This is a genomic window from Thiohalobacter thiocyanaticus, from assembly GCF_003932505.1.
Taxonomy (GTDB): Bacteria; Pseudomonadota; Gammaproteobacteria; order Thiohalobacterales; family Thiohalobacteraceae; genus Thiohalobacter; species Thiohalobacter thiocyanaticus.
Window position 1 is genome coordinate 1,814,550 of sequence record NZ_QZMU01000001.1, and the last position, 17,895, is coordinate 1,832,444.

Here is a 17,895-nt window from a genome sequence, read left to right on the forward strand (position 1 = left end):
CAAATTTCCATGCACGCCCATAGCCACAGCCATGTCCCCGCCACTGCGGGCAACAACGAGCGCTACCGCGAGATCCGCAAGGTCACGCTGGTCGGCTCGGTGGTGGATCTTGCCCTGGGCGTGGCCAAGATCGCCTTCGGGCTGATCGCGCACTCGCAGGCGCTGGTCGCCGACGGCATCCATTCGCTGTCGGATCTGCTGACCGACTTCCTGGTCATCTTCGCCGCCAAGCACGCGCACCGCGAGGCCGATGCCTCCCATCCCTACGGCCATGGCCGCATCGAGACCCTGATGACGGTGGGTCTGGGCGCGGCCCTGATCCTGGTGGCCGGAGGCATCGTCTGGGATGCCGGCAGCCGGCTGTTCGAGCCCGATATGCTGCTTCAGCCGGGCATGGCCGCCATGATCGTCGCCCTGATCTCGGTGCTGTCCAAGGAAGCCATCTATCATTACACCATGCGGCTGGCGCGGCGGATCAAGTCCAACATGCTGCGCGCCAATGCCTGGCACAGCCGCTCGGATGCCATCTCCTCCATCGTGGTGATGGTCGGCATCGGCGGCACCATGGCCGGCCTGCCCTATCTGGATGCCATTGCCGCGGTGCTGGTCGGCCTGATGGTGGCCAAAATCGGCTGGGATCTCAGCTGGAGCAGCCTGCGCGAGCTGATCGATACGGCTCTGGAGGAGGACGAGGTCGGGCAGATCCGCGACACCATCAAGGATGTCGGTGGGGTGCGTGAGCTGCACATGCTGCGTACCCGGCGCAGCGGCAGTGACGCCCTGGTCGATGTGCATGTACAGGTCGACCCGCGGCTGAGCGTCTCGGAAGGGCACCAGATCGGCGAACGGGTGCGCCAGACGCTGCTCAAGGATATCGACGTGGTTTCGGATGTGACGGTGCACGTGGATCCGGAGGACGATTCCCAGGCCTCGCCCTGCGACCACCTGCCGCTGCGCAACGAACTGCTGGGGCAGCTGCACAGAAACTGGGCCGGTATCCCCGAAATGGAGCAGATCCAGGAGATCAGCCTGCACTACCTCAACGGTGAGGTGCATATCGATGTCATACTGCCGCTGGAGCTGGATCAGGGCCGCGAGGCCGCCCGTGCCCTGGCCGAACAGCTCAAACAGCGGGCCGGGACACTGACCGATGTGGGCCGGGTAAGGGTGCTGTTCGCCTGATCTGCACTATACTGGTGCGAACAGGCGCGCCCATGCATCTGAATGGTGCAATTCAGCTGGGGCTGGGCAAAGCAGTCGATCTAACAATTTGTAATTAAACAATATTAATGCGTGGCATGCTTCATGCACCAAAGTGAACACCTGATTCCAGGCGACCGTGGCCCCGCACCGGGAACCGGGCGGAGCGGCGGACGCCGCAAATAAACTCGTACCTGTGGAGACAAGCGTTATGACAGCAGCGAAGGTTCAGAAACTGATCAAGGACAATGACGTCCGCTGGGTGGACATGCGGTTTACCGACACCCGTGGCAAGGAACAGCACGTGACCATCCCCGCCGGGGAAGTCGACGCCGGTTTCTTCAAGGAAGGCAAGATGTTCGACGGCTCCAGCATCTCCGGCTGGAAGGGCATCAACGAGTCGGACATGATTCTGATGCCGGATTCCACCACCGCGCTGCTGGACCCCTTCAGCGACGAGCCCCAGGTCAATATCCGTTGCGATATCCTGGAGCCGACCACCATGCAGGGCTACGAGCGTGATCCGCGCTCCATTGCCCGGCGTGGCGAGGAATACCTGAAATCCACCGGCATCGCCGACAGCGCCCTGTTCGGTCCCGAGCCCGAGTTCTTCGTCCTCGACGACGTGCGCTGGGGCGCGAATATCGGCGGCGCCTTCTACAAGGTGGATTCCGAGGAAGGCAGCTGGAACACCGAGCAGGTGTTCGAGGACGGCAACATGGGTCACCGTCCCAGCGTGAAGGGCGGCTACTTCCCGGTGCCGCCGGTCGACTCCCTGCATGATCTGCGCGGCGCCATGTGCCAGGCCATGGAGGAGATGGGCCTTGAAGTCGAGGTGCATCACCACGAGGTCGCGACCGCCGGCCAGTGCGAAATCGGCGTCGGTGCCAATACCCTGGTGAAGAAGGCCGACGAAGTGCAGATCCTGAAGTACTGTGTGCACAATGTCGCCCACGCCTACGGCAAGACCGCCACCTTCATGCCCAAACCGCTGGTCGGCGACAACGGCAGCGGCATGCACGTGCACATGTCACTGGCCAAGGCCGGCAAGAACGTCTTCTCCGGCAAGAAATACGGCGGCCTGTCCGACCAGGCGTTGTACTACATCGGCGGCATCATCAAGCATGCGCGGGCCCTGAACGCCTTCACCAATGCCTCGACCAACTCCTATAAGCGGCTGGTGCCGGGCTTCGAGGCACCGGTGATGCTGGCCTATTCGGCCCGCAACCGTTCGGCTTCCATCCGCATACCCTTCGTCGCCAATCCCAAGGGCCGGCGCATCGAGGTGCGGTTTCCGGATGCCACCGCCAATCCCTACCTGGCCTTCACTGCCATGATGATGGCCGGGCTGGACGGCATTCAGAACAAGATCCATCCGGGCGATGCCATGGACAAGGATCTGTACGACCTGCCCCCGGAAGAGGAAAAGCAGATCCCGCAGGTCTGCCACGCCTTCGATCAGGCACTGGAGGCGCTGGACCAGGATCGCAAGTTCCTCAAGGCCGGCGGCGTGTTCACCGATGACGTGATCGATGCCTACATCAAACTGAAGATGGATGAGGTCACGCGCCTGCGCATGACCACCCATCCGGTCGAGTTCGATATGTACTACAGCGTCTGAGCGGTTTTCGCTCCCGGCTGTGCAGACGCCCCCGCAAGGGGGCGTTTTTGCTGGCGGCTATTGCCGCGGCCCGCCCGGTGCATTATGTTGAAGCCATGAGACACTGGATCCTGATTTTTGCGCTACTGGGCTCGGCCGCCCAGGCCGGGACCGTCTACCGCTGGGTGGACGAGAACGGCACGGTACACTACAGCGACAGCCCCCGGTCCGGCGCCGAGGCGGTCGAGCTGCGTCAGCCCAATGTCTACGAGGCGCCGAAGAACCTGCCGAAGATCGAGTCACGCTCCGGACAGCAGGAGGAGGCCGACCCGGCCGGCTACCAGCGCCTGGCCATCACCTCACCCGAGCCGGACAGTGCCTTCTGGGACAATCAGGGCAACTTCACCCTGCGCCTGAGCCTGGAGCCGGCGCTGGATACCGCTGCGGGCCACAGTATCCGGATCAGTCTCGACGGCGAGGTCCAGGGCACCACCCAGAAACTGCAGTGGCAGTTCACCGGGGTGGACCGGGGCACGCACAGCGTCCGGGCCGAGGTAGTCGACGAATCCGGCAGGGCCCTGATCCAGAGCGACCCGGTCAGCTTTCATCTGCATCAGCAATCCATCAATCTACCCGCCCGCAGGGCCAATCCCTGAATCATTCCGGTGACTGGGCGCACCCGCGCCCTTAATGCACTATAATGGTGCATACAAGGCCCGTTTGCAGGGCACAGCTCCCCTGGCCAGTTTCGGTGCAACCCCTGGCTACCCGTTATCGCCTCTGCAACGCACTGTTTTTAGATATGTGTTTCAGGATTGCCCCGAAATCGGGCAGACCCGGGAGCCGGCCCCGGCCATGGCCGGATTCTTGCACAGGCTCTGAAGCATGAATGCGCAGTTAACGCCCATGTCGCGCGAGAAGACGATCCTGGACAACATCACCACGGCCATCCTGGTCGTGGATCCCGAGTTGCGGGTGGAATACATGAACCCGGCGGCGGAGATGCTGCTGGCTCAGAGTGCCGGCCATGCCACTGGCCACAGTCTGCCCGAGCTGATGCCTGCCTCCGGGGCACTGCTCGACCGGGTGCGGGAGGCGCTGGACGAGAACCGCACCTACACCGAACGCGAGCTGGTACTGACGCTGCACCAGGGCAGCGAGGTGACTGTGGACTGCACCCTGTCGCCGCGCCAGGACGGGGGTCCGCCGGCCCAGGTGCTGATCGAGCTGATCCAGGTCGACCGCCATCTGCGCATCAGCCGCGAGGAGAACCTGCTGGAGCAGAGCCAGGCCATGCGCCAGCTGGTGCGCGGTCTGGCCCACGAGATCAAGAACCCCCTGGGCGGCCTGCGCGGTGCGGCCCAGCTGCTGGAGCGCGAGCTGGAATCCGAGGAACTGAAGGAGTATACCCGCATCATCATCGGCGAGGCCGACCGCCTGCGGGCCCTGGTCAACCGCATGCTGGGCCCGCACAACCTGCCGCAGAAGCGGCTGAGCAATATCCACCAGATACTGGAGCATGTGCGCAGCCTGGTGATCGCCGAAAGCCACCGTGAGATCGAGGTCGAGCGTGACTACGACCCCAGCATCCCGGACTTCGATGTCGACCCCGAGATGCTGATCCAGGCCATCCTCAACATCATGCGCAACGCCGCCCGCGCCATGGAGGGCCATGGCACCATCCGGTTGCGGACCCGGACGTTGCGCCAGTTCACCATCGGCCAGCGGCGTCATCGTCTGGTGCTGCGCCTGGACGTGGAGGACAACGGCCCCGGCATCCCGCCCGAGCTGATGGAAACCATCTTCTATCCCATGGTCACCGGGCAGGCGGAAGGCACCGGCCTGGGCCTGTCGATTTCGCAATCCCTGATCAACCTGCACGGCGGCCTGATCGAGTGTGAGAGCACGCCCGGCAGGACCATGTTTACTGTACTGTTACCGCTGGAGCCTCTGGAATGACGCAACAGGAAAGCATATGGGTGATCGATGACGATCGCTCCATCCGCTGGGTGCTGGAGAAGGCGCTCAAGCAGGCCGGCATGGACGTGTCCAGCTTTGCCAGCGCCGCCGGCGTGCTCGATGCACTGGAACAGGGACATCCCGACGCCCTGGTCAGCGATATCCGCATGCCCGGGATCGACGGTCTGGCCCTGCTCAACCAGATCCGGGACCGCTATCCGGATCTGCCGGTCATCATCATGACCGCGCATTCAGACCTGGACAGTGCGGTCTCGGCTTACGAGGGCGGCGCCTTCGAATACCTGCCAAAGCCCTTCGACGTGGACGAGGCCGTGGCACTGGTGCGGCGCGCGGTGGACCACCGGCGCAAGCAGGCGCTACAGGGCAGCAGTCGAGCCGAGAGCACCGATACCCCCGAGATCATCGGCGAGGCGCCGGCCATGCAGGAGGTGTTCCGCGCCATCGGCCGGCTGTCGCGTTCCAACATCACGGTGCTGATCAACGGCGAGTCCGGCACCGGCAAAGAGCTGGTGGCGCACGCCCTGCACCGGCACAGTCCGCGCAGCAATGCGCCTTTCATCGCACTCAACATGGCCGCGATCCCGCGTGACCTGCTGGAATCCGAGTTGTTCGGCCATGAGCGCGGCGCCTTCACCGGCGCCCAGAACCGCCGCACCGGGCGGTTCGAGCAGGCCGACGGCGGCACCCTGTTCCTGGACGAGATCGGCGACATGCCGGCCGAACTGCAGACCCGCCTGTTGCGGGTGCTGGCCGACGGTGAGTTCTACCGGGTCGGCGGTCACACCCCGATCCAGGTCGACGTGCGCATCATCGCCGCCACCCACCAGAACCTGGAGCAGCTGGTGCGCGAGGGCCGGTTCCGCGAGGACCTGTTCCACCGCCTCAACGTCATCCGTATCCACATCCCGCCGGTGCGGGAACGGCGCGAGGACATCCCGCTGCTGTTGCGGTTCTTTCTGGATCAGGCCGCGCGTGAACTCAATGTCGAGCCCAAGCGGGTGCGGCCCGAGGTGGTCGAGTTCCTGCAGCGTCAGGAATGGCCGGGTAATGTGCGCCAGATCGAGAACCTGTGCCGCTGGCTCACGGTGATGGCCTCCAGTCAGGAGGTGCACATGGACGATCTGCCGCCGGAGCTGCTGGCCGAGGAGGCCGGACCGGTGGACCAGGGCGCCGACTGGGAGCGGGCCCTGCAGCAGTGGGCCGAGCGGGAACTCGGTCGCGGTGAGACCGGCCTGCTCGACCGCGCCACCCCGGCCTTCGAGCGCATCATGATTGATGCCGCCCTGCGCCAGACCCATGGCCGGCGCCAGGACGCAGCCCGCCTGCTCGGCTGGGGCCGCAACACCCTCACGCGCAAGATCAAGGAGCTGGAGCTGGAGGAGATGAAGGGCCGGACGGTGGGGCATTGACCATGGGGGTTCATGGACACGGATGAACACGAATGAACACGGATAATGCGTGAAGCGGTAGGCAGTAACAAAGACCGCACGGCCCGGTTCCGGCAGTGGCAGGTTTGCCGGGAACGCTGCGCTTATCCCGACGTACGCACTGAGTAATGATCTGCGACATGTTGGGTTACGGTGCTACGCACCTAGCCCAACCTACATTCATTTCCGTGTATTCCGTGGCGCTCTTCTCCAGTCACAACGCCTTCCCCTCCTCCCGCAGCGCCGCGCTGACCGCCAGCAGGCCGTGGGCCCAGGTTTCGGCATCGGCCTCGGCGCCGGGGAAGATGAGTTCGGGTTCAATCAGGCGTCCCTCGAGCCCGACCTGTGCATGCAGTTCACTGGCCAGCCCGGGCAGCGCCTCGGCAGTCGGGGCGATGTAGAGGTGATTGATCGGCGCCTGCTGGAAGTAGCGGTCGTAATAGTCCATGGAGCGCTGAATCTCCAGCGCCAGGCTGGACACCGCCATGGCGCGACGGTCGGGATCCGGGTCGGCGAGTGCAGCGTGGCCCAGCTCGATGGTGCGGGCCAGATACAGGGTATTGGCCCGGCACAGGGCGATCAGGCCGCGCCCGGCCTCCAGGTACATCAGCGCCACGCCCTGTTCCTGTTCCGGCAGGCGCGCGGCGAGATTGCGCAACGCAAGCTCAGGGATGTCGATCACCGCCAGTGACAGGCCGGCCTGCTGCATCGCCTCGGCGATGTGCTGGATCTGGCTGCTGCGGGTAACCACCACATAGATCTGCTCCTGCACGCCGCCCGCGCCGCTGGGCGGGGCGTCGAACACGTCCACCACGGCATCGTCGATATGGAAGTCGATCAGATCCTTGATCTGCCAGCGCACGGCCGCCTTGATCTCGTTGGGCGGCACCTTCGGCATGTCCACCAGCAGCAGCTGATAACTGCCCAGCGGCAGCACACAGTGCACCGCTGCGCGGCCGGGTCTGTGCTGCTGGAGCAGCTGTCCCAGGTTGTCGGTGTCGCCGGCGCCCGGCAGATGGGCCAGGTCCAGCAGCCGCGGCGCGGCCTCGGTGCCGTTGACCCGGGCCAGGCTCGCGCCCGATTCACGCAGCAGCAGCCCGGCCTGTTCGCCGTTGCCGCCGCGGTTGTGAAAGGAGAATAAGGCCATGGTTGTCGTCCCTAGTTGATGATTTCCCACCAGCGCGAGAGCAGCACCGCGCTGCCGCCGCCGCCCGTTGCTGAAACATGAACACCATTCAGATGTGTGCCGGTTGGCGATGCCATGGTGGACCAATTGCCATCGTACTGCACAATCTCGCCATTGCGGCCGACGGCGAAGCAGTTGTCGTCGGCGTCGGCTTCGCAGGCAATCCCGTGCAGATGACGGTTGGTGGGTGAGCCGACATCCAGCCAGCTGCCAGTGCCGTTTCCGTGCAGCAAAGTCCCGTTATGGCCGCTGGCGACACAGAAATTGTCTGTGGGGCAGGCAATGTCATAAAGCTGCCGGTTGGTGTCTGAATTATTCCCACCCCAGAAACCAATGCCGAAAAAGACACCGCGTTCGCGGATTGTGCCATTGGCGCCTACTGCGAAACAGTGATTGTCGTTATTGGGCAGACAGGCAATGCCATTGAGATTTCGGTTATTGCTGTTCCATTCTAAAGTGGAAGGCCAGGCTGCGATGGCACCGTTGTCACCTGCAAAGTAGCAGCGACCGGTATCACAATACACATCGTTGTAATCGCCTCCAGCAGCTGAGTTCCAGTCGCTGCCATTCCAGTAATAAATGCCGCCGCTGCCTACCGCGAAACAGGAATCCGGTTCGTCGGGCTCACAGGCCACGCCCTCAAAGTTACCTCCGCCGGGCGAGACATCACTCCAGGCGCTGCCGTCCCAGTGCAGAATGGTGCCGCCGTCGCCAACGGCAAAGCATTCGTTATCCGCACAGGTGATGTCATTGAGGTTATTGCCGGTGCCGGAGACCTCCAGGGCCCAGGCGCTGCCGTTGTAGCTGAGCAGGGTGCCACCGGCGCCCACCGCCCAGGTGCCACCGCCGGCCTGGGGGCTGAGCAGGCCCTCAACCGTGCGCTGCGCGCGCAGGCTGGTGCCGCCGAACAGCACCCGGCCCGTGACCCGGACCCGGCAGTCGCTGCCGACCTCGGCAGCCTGGGTGGTCTGAAAATCCCCGCGGCCGAAATCCACCGGCGAGCCCGTGACCAGATCCAGGCAGGCAATGCCGTCGGCCAGCCGTGCGGCAGCGTGCTCCAGTCCGGTCTCGGCCAGGAACAGGGCATCAACCGCATCGGCCTGCAGAGCGGAGTCGGTGACATCGGTCGAAGACAGGCGCAGGGTGACATCGCCCAGCACCACCATGACCACCACCAGGAACACGGCCGCGACCACCAGGGCGGCACCGCGCTGGCGGGCCGGCGGCGTAAACACGATCGGGCGTGACAGGGCGACGCGGTTCATTCCTGCTGCCTCAGGGCCACGCGGGTGCGCTGCGGATAACTGTTGCCATTCGCATCCTGCAGCACCAGTTCGAATTCGACGAAGGCGATGTCGGAAGTGGAGGTCGCGGCGGTAACGCCGTCGGCCTGATAGTAGGCGAGGGCAAAGCTGGCGACCTGATCGGTCAGGGTGTGCGCGCCGCCCGGGGTGTCGTATTCCAGTGTGATCGGATTGCCGCTGCCGTCGATGCTGACGGTGGTCACGGTAACGCCGTCGGCCTCCAGCCGGTCGAAGGACAGGTTGCTGGCGGTGGGGAAGCCGTTGAAATCATACTGCGCCGGCGCGGCCGGGTCGCGGCGTACGCTGCGGATTTCGCGCGCCAGGCGCTCGCTGGCCAGACGCAGCTTGCTGAGTGTGGTGACGATGTCACGGCTGCCAAGATAGGCCTGGGCGCCGTGGCTGATGGTATAGGCCGTCACACCACCGAGGATGGACAGAATCATGATGGTGACCACCATCTCGATCAGGCTGAAGCCGTGGCTGCGGCGTGGGTGTGTGATCGAAGGGCGCATCAGTAGTCAGCCACCATCAGGCTGGTTTCGGCTCTTACCTGGCCGTCGGCATCGGTTACCGTGATGACGACCTCGCGGCAGTCGAGTACCGGGCAGGCCGGCCCGGCATAGACCGAGACCTGGGTGTTGCGGGTGTAGCCGTTGAAATTGCCGGTGAGCGTTTCGGTGGTGGTGCCGGCTGGCACGGCCGCATAGTCGTTCAGGCGGCGGTCGGACAGCAGCTGTTCCGCGCGTTCCTGTGCCAATTGGCTCGCGGTCTGGATGTGCTCGTCCAGCATCCAGCTGCGCGCGCTCTGCATGAACTGGCTGCCGATGGCCAGCGAGGCCAGGGCCAGGATGACAATCACCATCACCAGCTCGATCAGGCTGAAGCCGGTTTGTTTTTTATGAATGGCCACGGAAAACACGGAAAGCACGGACGAATCAGTGTCGCGATGGTAACTGCGGGATTTGTCATGTCGACGCAGGCCGGTATCCGGAAGCCAGGGCGGCTCGTGAAGACCGGCCGGGGCCGGTGCCGGCGCAGGCCGGTACCGGGATGACGGATAGCGCAATTGTTCTCCGTGGCTATTCACTTGTCCGTGCTTTCCGTGTTTTCCGTGGCCATTTTCAAGGCCCGCTCACGAAACCGGTGACCGGTGCCACGCTCACGGCGGCCGTGTCGCTGCTGCCGCTGAGGCTGAAGCTCACCGCCGCACCGGCCAGGCTGCCGCCGCTCACCGGCCGACCCATGGAATCGAACTCGATTGGACCGCCGCCGAGGCTGACACCGTTGTCGAGCGTCTGGATGAAATTCTGCTGGGTGGCGGGGTCGGAGATGACACTGGCACCGTCGGTGACCCGGTAGCCGCCGCCGGTGGCTTCCAGCCGCAGCGTCCGGCCCTGCTGCATGGCCAGCATCTGGGTATGGCGCAGATCGCGCGCCAGCTGTTCGGCCTGGGCGCTGACCGTGGCGTCACCGAACGACCAGCGGGTGCCGACATAGGCCGCCAGCACGGCCATGACCAGCATGACCACGATCAGTTCGATCAGTGTGAATCCCTGTTGTCGCATGACGCCGTTTCCTTCCGGTGCCCGGGACGCAAAAGGGTGGGCACGATGGCCCACCCTTTTGCGCGTACTTACAGCCAGTGGGCCGTCAGGCCGTATCAGATGTTCCCGACACAGCGGACGGTGTCACCGACAGCGCTGGTCGCCGTGGAGCAGTTGGTATCGGTGAAGGTCGGTACCGTGGAGACGGTGCCGCCGATATCCACTTCGACGCCGGTGCCGACGGCATTGATGTTTTCGCCCTGCACATAGGTTTCCAGCTCGGTGACGGTCGGGAAGCGCTTCAGGTCGGCGATGGCCACTGCATGGGCAGCCTTGACGGCACCGCTCATGCCCCGCTCCGCTGCGGTCTGGGCCTCGGATTCCAGATCGACGAAAATCGGCGTGGCAATGGCCCCCAGAATACCGAGGATGACGATCACCATCACCAGCTCGATCAGGGTAAAACCGGATTGACGTTTCATGTTCGTGCTCCTTTGCTCGAGATATCATCCACATGGGGTCACTGCCCTGTGTATGGCTGTTAGCGTCCCGGGATCCGGAAACCTTTAGGGGTCGGGCGCTAACTTTTTGTGGGTGAAAGCTCCGCCCCTCACCCGCGGCCCCTCTCCCCGAGGGGGAGAGGGGGCGGGATCAGGTGCCCGGGGTCGGCTTGCCCAGGATGGCGCCGGCCATGCCCCACATGGGCAGGAAGATGCCCAGGGCCAGCACCAGTACCATGATGCCGATGACCACGGTCAGGATGGGCTCGATGCTGCCGGCCAGGCGCTCGATGCTGTACTCCACCTCCTGGTCGTAGTAGCGGGCGACCTCGCCCAGCAGCTCGTCCAGGGTGCCGGACTGTTCGCCCACCGCCATCATCTGCAGCACCAGCGGATCGAACAGGCCGGAGGCTACCGCCGTGTTGGTGATGGAGTCGCCGCGCTCGATGCCGGTCCGCATGGCCAGCACCCGGTCTTCGAAATAGTGGTTGTCCACCGCCTTCGAGATCACGGTGAGCGTGGTCATCAGCGGCACGCCGGCCTTGTGCGCCAGGCTGAACAGGCGCGCATAGCGTGACAGGGTGGCTTTTTCCAGCACCGTGCCGACCAACGGCAGACGCAGCTTGAAGCGGTCCCAGCGGTAACGGCCCGATTCGCTGTTCAGATACAGCTTCAGCCCGAAGAACAGTCCGAACAGCAGGAGCAGCAGCAGCGGCCACTGGTGGACGAAGAAATCCGACATGCCGATCAGGAAGCGGGTCATCACCGGCAGTTCGGCGTCATAGCGTGCGAACACGTCCTTGAAGGCTGGGATGACGAATATATTGATTATGGCCAGCGCGATGGCGATGGCGCTGATAACGAAGATGGGATAGCGCAGCGCGGACTTGATCTGGTCGCGGGTCTTTTTCTCGCGCTCCAGGTAATAGGCCAGCTGCAGGAAGATCTCCTCCAGCTGGCCGGTGGTCTCGCCCACACGCACCAGGCTGATATAGAAGGAACTGAAGATGGCTTCGTGCCGGGCCAGGGAACTGGCCAGATCGTGACCGGCCTCGAGCATTTCGCTGATCTCGCCCAGCGCTTTCGCCAGGGTGCGGTTGCGGGTGGTGCCGGTCAGGCCGTTCAATGCGGAGAGGATGGGTACGCCGGCGCGCAGCAGGCTGTGCATCTGGCGGCTGAACTGGATCAGGTCGGCGAGCCTGACCTTCTCGGGGAAGATGTCGCTGAGGTCGCGGTTCCAGTGGCTTTTCACCTGTGCCGGGCGGATGTCGATGGGCACCAGCCCGCCCTCCAGCAGACGGCCGGCCACGGCATCGACGGTGTTGGCCTCCACCGTGCCCTCGATCGCGTCCCCGCGCGGTCCGCGGGCCTTGTAATCAAACAGCGGCATGGTTGATGTTGGTTACCTGTCTGGTTTGGCCGTCATTGCGAGTCGCGCAGCGGCGAAGCAATCTCTTCACGACTGACAGTGCATTACGAGATTGCCGCGCTTCGCTCGCAATGACATCTCCCTTCTTTGCGCCTCCGCGCCTCTGCGTTTCCATAACCCGGCTCACTCAATCCACCCGGTCAGGCGCATGACCTCTTCCAGCGAGGTCCGGCCCTGGCCGGCCAGCTCCAGGGCGTGATGCACCAGCGGGCGGTAGCGGGATTCGGCCCGGCAGATGCGCTCGAAGGCGCTCTGGTCGTTCTGGCGCAGGGCGTCGATCAGCTCGGAGTTGAGTTCCAGGATCTCGTACACGCCGGTGCGGCCGCGATAGCCGGTGTGATTGCACCTGTTGCAGCCTGTGCCTTCATGGAAGGTAACGGGCGTCGGGTCTCTGCCCTCCAGTGCCTCCAGCCAGGCGTGCTCGGCGGCGGTCGGCGTGTGTTCGGTCCGGCAGCCCTCGCACAGGGTGCGCACCAGACGCTGGGCGACGATGGCGCTGACCGAGGAGGCCACCAGATAGGGTTCCAGGCCCATATCGATCAGGCGGATGGCGCTGCTGACCGCATCATTGGTGTGCAGGGTGGAGAGCACCAGGTGGCCGGTGAGCGAGGCGCGCAGGGCGATCTCGCCGGTCTCCTGATCGCGGATCTCGCCGACCAGGATGATGTCGGGGTCCAGCCGCAGGGTGGTGCGCAGCACCTCGGCGAAACCGAGACCGATCTTGGGATTGACCTGCACCTGGTTGACGCGCGGCATCTGGATCTCGACCGGGTCTTCGACGGTGATGATCTTCTTCTGCGGCCGGTTGAGCTCACCCAGCGCGGCATACAGGGTGGTGGTCTTGCCGCTGCCGGTGGGGCCGGTGACCAGCACCAGGCCGTGCGGTTTGTGGATCTGGCGGCGGAAGCTGGTGAGTACGGCCTCCGGCATGCCCAGGTCATCCAGGTTGAAGCGCCCGGCGTCCTGGTCCAGCAGGCGTAGCACCGCGGCCTCGCCATTCTGGGTCGGCACGGTGGCCATGCGCACGTCGATCTGGGTGTCCTGCACCTTGAGTGTGAAGCGCCCGTCCTGCGGCTTGCGCCGCTCGGAGATGTCGCCGCCAGCCATGAGTTTCAACCGCGAGACCAGGGCGGCGGCGATGCGCTTCTCGTCCATCACCTGTTCGTGCAGCACGCCGTCGACCCGGCGGCGGATACGCAGCACGTCCTCGTCGGGCTCGATGTGGATGTCCGAGGCCTTGGCGCGGACGGCGTCCTCGAAGATGGTCTGCAGCAGCTTGACCACCGGGGCGTCGGACTGGCTGGATTCGGCGGTCAGGTTACCCAGATCGAAGGCGTTCTCGGACAGGTCCTGCCCGATCTCGGAGGCGAGATTCCTGATCTGGGCGCCGTGCTCGTACATCTGGTCGATGGCGTGCAGCAGGTCGGATTCCTTGACAACGGCGAGCGTGAGCGGACGCTTGAGCACGCGCGCCAGCTCGTCGAAGGCGAAGATGTCGGTGGGATCGCCCATGCCGACCAGCAGGCCGGTGGGGGTTTCCTTGAGCACCAGGGCGCGGTAGCGCCGGGCGTAGGTCTCGGGCAGCAGTTGCACCACGGAAGGATTGAGCTCGAAGGTGCCCAGATCGATGTAGGGCATGTCCAGCTGCTCGGACAGCAGCTTGAGCAGCGCGTCCTCCTGCACATAGCCGTGATCGATCAGCACCCGGCCGAGCTTGCGCCCGCTTTTCTTCTGCTCGGCCAGCGCGGCCGAGAGCTGGGCCTCGGAGATGATCCGATGCTCGACCAGCAGGTCGCCGATGCGGACTTTCTTGGGCGCGGCCATGGGCATATCCGTTTCTCTACTGGTTCTCTACTGGCGTCCGAGGAGATGATTGAGTCGCTGCAGCCGGTCCTCGGCGAAGCGGCGGGAGTTCGCATTCAGTCCGGGGTTTCCGATGGCGCTGCGGTAGGCGCCGGCGGCACGTTCCAGTTCACCGCCGCCCTCCAGCGCCAGGCCCAGGCCGAGCCACCAGGCCGCGCGCTTCGGCGCGAGCGACAGGGCGCTGCGGTAACTGCCGGCCGCCTCGTCGTAACGCTGGTTGCGCTGGTAGACGCCGGCCAGCAGGGCCAGGTATCCGGCGTCATCCACGGCATTCACCAGCGCGGTTTCCAGTACCTCGATGGCGGCATCGTCCCGGCCCTGGTCCAGGATCAGGCGGGCATAGGTCCTGGCCAGGGAGGGCGTATAGGGATGCGCCTCGAGGCCGGCTGCCAGAACCGCTTCGGCATCACGCCGGCGGCCCTGGTACAGCAGGACGCCGGACAGGGACTCGCGCGCCCGCAGGTGGCCGGGGTCGGCCTCGAGCGCGGCCTGAAGTTCCTGCTCGGCGAGCCGCCACTGGCCCTGGCCGAGCGCGGCCAGACCGTCGGCGAAATGCTGCTCGGCCTGCTCGGCCGGGCTGAGCGGACGCGGGGTCTTGCGCATGCTCGGTGTGGTCGAGCCGGCGGCGTTCCGGTCCGACCGGGAAGCGTCCGGAGTGCTGGCCATGTCCGGGTCGGTTGCCGCTTCGGCGGACACGGGCACCGCTTCGGCTGTCGTCTCCGGCGTGGCCGGTTCGGGGTCCGGTGTGCCGGGATGGAAGTTGCCTCTGACCGGTCGCGGGTGTCCGCGCCGGCCACGGCCTGGAAGCCCGTGCCGGATACCAGCACCGGATTCATAACGGGCGGAACGCCAGCCGGGTCTGCGATGTGCAGCGCCGGCTCCTGCCGCGTGGTCCGGGATTCGGCCATGGCGGCCGGTGCCGGACGGGTGCGCTCGCCGGCCGCGGTCGGCGCCGGTGTGGCTGGCGGTTGCAGATAGAGCCAGGCCAGTACCCCGATCAGCCCCAGCAGCGCCACCGTGCCCAGGGCCACCCCGGCCCTGTGGGCGGAGCGGCTGGCCGGCGGGGTCGAGCGCAGCCCGTCCATGGCCATCCGGCGGCTGCGTCTCGCGTCGCGCAATCGAGATCGCGCAGGACCTGGTTACCAGACTCAGTGTCAAGCGTCCCAGCAACAGAAGGCCCCGGCCCCCCCCCCGGCGCCGCCATTCCGGACGGCCCACAGGGTCAGCGCAACCGGAGGAAGGACCCGAGGACAGCGATCCTCGTGTCATGGATGGCGGCGGCCTCACATCGCGGTCCGTACCATTTGCGCCGGTACCGAAGGCCGACATCACGGCCTTGTGAGCTAGTATGTTGAATCAAGCGCGCGTGGATGCCGCGCCGTCCCGGTGGAAGCCCGCGCAGGGCGCGCGGGGCGAACGTACCGGTCTCCCCCGGGCCGCCCGGCCGCGGCCAGCGTTGCTGTACTAAGCTGCGGGTCGCCGCGCGGCAGGGGCCGCAGTTGATAACTGAAAATGATGCGCTGCCTGAGCTGGCGGATGCGCGGCTGCGCGAGCCGCGAATCCAGCTCGGGCTGGCCGAACAGGACCACCAGCAACACTTCTCGTTTGCGGTTTCCAGTTGGTCAGAAACCCGTATCGCCTACCAGCGTTCGTCCGGCAGGGATGTGGCCTCCGGCGATTCAGCAGCCCACTCCTGCCCGCCGCGGCCGTTTCCAGCCGCCAGGTCGGGTGGGTTTATCAGCTTCAGCAGCCGGTCTGGCCGGGTTGTCGCGGGAATTCAGGCCTCAGGTGCCTCGCGAAGGCCAATGCGCAGGGCGGTGGCGTTGACGAAGGGATTGGGCAGCCAGGCGGTGACTGTGTTCCCGTCCAGGCTGTTGAGCAGCTTGCGGCACAGCAGGGTCTTGCCGGTGCCGACCTCGCCGGTGACCTTGATGAACCGTGCCGCTGAGCACGCGACCACATCTGTGTTCAACAGCCCCCCTCTGGTGGCTTGGGGCGCGAGTCAAAAATAGAAACCGTATCCGGCGTCCCGATTGGGAATGGCGCCTCTTCCGCAGTCGGAGTGTTCGAGGTAACATTCCCACTGCCTCCCTGCAGCTCAGCGCCTGGTGGTGTCGGGACGCGGCGACTGCATGCGCCCGATGCGCTCGGCCGACTGGCGCACCTGCTCGTTCCAGGCGTTGCCGCCGCTGCCGGAGGTGACGATGGGGCGCAGCAGGATCACCAGCTCGCTCTTGGTCTTGCGCTCGCGCTGATGCTGGAACAGCTTGCCGAACATGGGCACGTCGCCCAGCCCCGGGGTCTTTGCCACATCGTTGGTCTGCTGATCCTTCATCAGGCCGCCGATGACCACGATCTGGCCGCTGCGGGCGCGGATGATGGTGTCGGATTCGCGGATGCTGGACAGCGCCAGCGGGATCTCCAGGCTGGTCTCGGTGGAAACACTGATGCTTTTGGTGCGCTCGCTGACCTCGCTCACCGTCGGGTGGATGTGCAGAATGACATCGCCCTCGGCGCTGATCTGCGGGATCACGTCCAGGGCCACGCCGGAGAAGAAGGGTGTGAGCTCCACATTGACCGACTGATTGGTGGTGTTGAGCGTGGTGTTGGTGTCGGTTTCCACGTCGGTGACGAAGAACTCGTCCGTGCCGACCTTGATCACGGCCTTCTGGTTGTTGACCGTGGACACCCGTGGGCTGGACAGCACCTGCACCTTGCCCTGACTCTTGAGCAGCTCGATGAAGGCGGTGAAGTCGTTCATGTTGATGGACAGGAAGTTCATGCCGCCGAAGCTGCTGGTCTCGGCCGCGATGATGCCGGCGGCCCGGGCTCAGGGTGACCGGGGCGCCGGCGAATTCGGCCACTCCGTCAGTGATGATGCTGCCGCCGCCGGCCTGGCCGCCGAACACGGTCTGACCCGTCTTCGGTTCGCCCAGTGCGCTCCAGTTGATGCCGGTGCGGAAACCCTCGTTGAGTTGCACCTCGACGATCTTGGCCTCCAGGATGACCTGGCGCTGGACCACGTCCTGCAGCGTGGCCAGGTATTCCTCCACGTCGCGCAGCTCGCCCGGCAGGGCCCGCACCACCAGGATGCCGGCCTGGGCGTTGATCACCACCCGGCGGCCCTCTTCCTCGCCGATGAGCATGGTCAGGGCGTCCCTGAGCTCGCTCCAGAAATCGGATTCGGAACGGGTGCTGACCTCGCTGCCGGAAACCGAGGAGCGGTTGCTGCCGCTGTCGGAACGGCTGCTGCCCGAACCGCTCTCGCCGTCGTCGCTACCCCTGTCGACGGCCTCGCTGACCTGGCCCGAGCTGACCCGGGTGCGCGAGTTGCCGGAGCGCTGGATGTTGAGATAGTCGATCTTGAACACCCGCGAGCGCATGCGCGCCGGCATCACCTGGTAGACATTGCCGTTGCGGCGGTATTCGTAGCCATAGACATCACGTACCGTCCGCATCACGTCCTCGACGCTGACGTTCTTCAGGTCCAGGGTCAGGCTGCCGGCGACATCCGGATGCACCACCATGTTATAGGGGCTGTCCTCGACCAGGCCGATGAAGAACTGGCGGGCCGGGATTTCGTTGACGGCAATATCGAAGCGCTGCTCAACCTGCCGTGCCTGTTCCGGCAGCTCGACCGAGACCGGCGGCAGCAGCGCCTCCTGCACGTCCGGCGGCAGGGTCGGGGCGGTCTCGCGTACCGCGCCGTCCCCGGACTCGGCCATGGCGGCGTCGATGCTGTCCAGGTTCGGCGCCACAGCGCGGGCATCCTGATCGGGCAGGTGCTGACAGCCGGCCAGACCGAGGGCGACGACGAGAATCAGGGGAAGTGCGGTTGGTTTCATTGTCACGGTCCTTCGCC

Annotated in this window: 16 protein-coding genes and 1 pseudogene; 5 read left to right on the top strand and 12 right to left on the bottom strand. The window is 65.2% G+C overall.

All coding sequences use genetic code 11. The features are described from left to right. The first annotated feature begins 9 nt into the window (after positions 1-9). The 5 genes from D6C00_RS08525 (at position 10) to ntrC (ending at position 6,189) form a co-directional block, all read left to right on the top strand. The gene (locus tag D6C00_RS08525; RefSeq protein ID WP_125181332.1) at positions 10-1,182 is read left to right on the top strand and encodes a cation diffusion facilitator family transporter; all 1,173 of its coding nucleotides are present in this window, start codon (positions 10-12) and stop codon (positions 1,180-1,182) included. A 229-nt stretch (positions 1,183-1,411) separates the two neighbouring features. Beyond that, on the top strand, positions 1,412-2,821 hold the full coding sequence (gene glnA / locus D6C00_RS08530) for a glutamate--ammonia ligase (protein ID WP_125181333.1): 1,410 nt from the start codon (positions 1,412-1,414) through the stop codon (positions 2,819-2,821). Positions 2,822-2,916: 95 nt separating this feature from the next. Beyond that, entirely contained in the window at positions 2,917-3,456 is a 540-nt protein-coding gene (locus D6C00_RS08535; protein ID WP_125181334.1) for a DUF4124 domain-containing protein, read from the top strand. A 229-nt stretch (positions 3,457-3,685) separates the two neighbouring features. Then, a complete protein-coding gene (gene glnL / locus D6C00_RS08540) occupies positions 3,686-4,759 on the top strand; it encodes a nitrogen regulation protein NR(II) (RefSeq protein WP_125181335.1) in 1,074 nt (357 codons plus the stop codon). Continuing rightward, positions 4,756-6,189, top strand: coding sequence for a nitrogen regulation protein NR(I) (ntrC, locus tag D6C00_RS08545; protein ID WP_125181336.1), 1,434 nt, complete (start codon positions 4,756-4,758; stop codon positions 6,187-6,189). The genes glnL and ntrC overlap by 4 nt, the downstream gene beginning before the upstream one ends. Before the next feature lie 232 nt (positions 6,190-6,421). On the opposite strand, the gene pilM is transcribed toward ntrC, so the two are convergent. The 12 genes and pseudogenes from pilM to D6C00_RS16740 form a co-directional block, all read right to left on the bottom strand. Continuing rightward, positions 6,422-7,354 carry a type IV pilus biogenesis protein PilM gene (gene pilM, locus D6C00_RS08550; protein ID WP_125181337.1) on the bottom strand — a complete coding sequence of 311 codons (933 nt, stop codon included), beginning with the start codon at positions 7,352-7,354 and terminating at the stop codon, positions 6,422-6,424. An 11-nt stretch (positions 7,355-7,365) separates the two neighbouring features. Continuing rightward, the gene (locus tag D6C00_RS08555; protein WP_125181338.1) at positions 7,366-8,658 is read right to left on the bottom strand and encodes a beta propeller repeat protein; all 1,293 of its coding nucleotides are present in this window, start codon (positions 8,656-8,658) and stop codon (positions 7,366-7,368) included. Continuing rightward, the gene (locus D6C00_RS08560; RefSeq protein ID WP_125181339.1) at positions 8,655-9,209 is read right to left on the bottom strand and encodes a PulJ/GspJ family protein; all 555 of its coding nucleotides are present in this window, start codon (positions 9,207-9,209) and stop codon (positions 8,655-8,657) included. The genes D6C00_RS08555 and D6C00_RS08560 overlap by 4 nt, the downstream gene beginning before the upstream one ends. Beyond that, complete coding sequence (locus tag D6C00_RS08565; protein ID WP_158675366.1) at positions 9,209-9,607, bottom strand: type II secretion system protein; 399 nt, start codon at positions 9,605-9,607, stop codon at positions 9,209-9,211. Before D6C00_RS08565 ends, D6C00_RS08560 begins: the two co-directional genes overlap by 1 nt. A gap of 211 nt (positions 9,608-9,818) precedes the next feature. Further along, complete coding sequence (locus D6C00_RS08570; protein ID WP_125181341.1) at positions 9,819-10,262, bottom strand: GspH/FimT family pseudopilin; 444 nt, start codon at positions 10,260-10,262, stop codon at positions 9,819-9,821. A gap of 95 nt (positions 10,263-10,357) precedes the next feature. Continuing rightward, positions 10,358-10,723, bottom strand: coding sequence for a type II secretion system protein (locus D6C00_RS16460; RefSeq protein ID WP_125181342.1), 366 nt, complete (start codon positions 10,721-10,723; stop codon positions 10,358-10,360). 169 nt (positions 10,724-10,892) lie between these two features. Further along, entirely contained in the window at positions 10,893-12,131 is a 1,239-nt protein-coding gene (locus D6C00_RS08580) for a type II secretion system F family protein (protein ID WP_125181343.1), read from the bottom strand. A 162-nt stretch (positions 12,132-12,293) separates the two neighbouring features. After that, a complete protein-coding gene (locus tag D6C00_RS08585) occupies positions 12,294-13,994 on the bottom strand; it encodes a GspE/PulE family protein (protein WP_125181344.1) in 1,701 nt (566 codons plus the stop codon). A gap of 27 nt (positions 13,995-14,021) precedes the next feature. Continuing rightward, positions 14,022-14,729, bottom strand: a complete 708-nt coding sequence (locus tag D6C00_RS15465) for a tetratricopeptide repeat protein (protein WP_158675367.1) — start codon at positions 14,727-14,729, stop codon at positions 14,022-14,024. Positions 14,730-15,810: 1,081 nt separating this feature from the next. Then, entirely contained in the window at positions 15,811-16,005 is a 195-nt protein-coding gene (locus tag D6C00_RS08595) for an AAA family ATPase (RefSeq protein ID WP_177433209.1), read from the bottom strand. Positions 16,006-16,131: 126 nt separating this feature from the next. Continuing rightward, entirely contained in the window at positions 16,132-16,815 is a 684-nt protein-coding gene (locus D6C00_RS08600) for a type II secretion system protein GspD (RefSeq protein WP_125181346.1), read from the bottom strand. 373 nt (positions 16,816-17,188) lie between these two features. Beyond that, positions 17,189-17,878: pseudogene (locus D6C00_RS16740) on the bottom strand (secretin N-terminal domain-containing protein); the annotation flags it as partial. Between the last annotated feature and the right edge of the window lie 17 nt (positions 17,879-17,895).

Bases quoted from the DNA above. Each gene is read 5' to 3' on its own strand.
- D6C00_RS08525 (WP_125181332.1), top strand. From the start codon at position 10: ATGCACGCCCATAGCCACAGCCATGTCCCCGCCACTGCGGGCAACAAC.
- glnA (WP_125181333.1), top strand. From the start codon at position 1,412: ATGACAGCAGCGAAGGTTCAGAAACTGATCAAGGACAATGACGTCCGC.
- D6C00_RS08535 (WP_125181334.1), top strand. From the start codon at position 2,917: ATGAGACACTGGATCCTGATTTTTGCGCTACTGGGCTCGGCCGCCCAG.
- glnL (WP_125181335.1), top strand. From the start codon at position 3,686: ATGAATGCGCAGTTAACGCCCATGTCGCGCGAGAAGACGATCCTGGAC.
- ntrC (WP_125181336.1), top strand. From the start codon at position 4,756: ATGACGCAACAGGAAAGCATATGGGTGATCGATGACGATCGCTCCATC.
- pilM (WP_125181337.1), bottom strand. From the start codon at position 7,354: ATGGCCTTATTCTCCTTTCACAACCGCGGCGGCAACGGCGAACAGGCC.
- D6C00_RS08555 (WP_125181338.1), bottom strand. From the start codon at position 8,658: ATGAACCGCGTCGCCCTGTCACGCCCGATCGTGTTTACGCCGCCGGCC.
- D6C00_RS08560 (WP_125181339.1), bottom strand. From the start codon at position 9,209: ATGCGCCCTTCGATCACACACCCACGCCGCAGCCACGGCTTCAGCCTG.
- D6C00_RS08570 (WP_125181341.1), bottom strand. From the start codon at position 10,262: ATGCGACAACAGGGATTCACACTGATCGAACTGATCGTGGTCATGCTG.
- D6C00_RS16460 (WP_125181342.1), bottom strand. From the start codon at position 10,723: ATGAAACGTCAATCCGGTTTTACCCTGATCGAGCTGGTGATGGTGATC.
- D6C00_RS08580 (WP_125181343.1), bottom strand. From the start codon at position 12,131: ATGCCGCTGTTTGATTACAAGGCCCGCGGACCGCGCGGGGACGCGATC.
- D6C00_RS08585 (WP_125181344.1), bottom strand. From the start codon at position 13,994: ATGGCCGCGCCCAAGAAAGTCCGCATCGGCGACCTGCTGGTCGAGCAT.
- D6C00_RS08600 (WP_125181346.1), bottom strand. From the start codon at position 16,815: ATGAACTTCCTGTCCATCAACATGAACGACTTCACCGCCTTCATCGAG.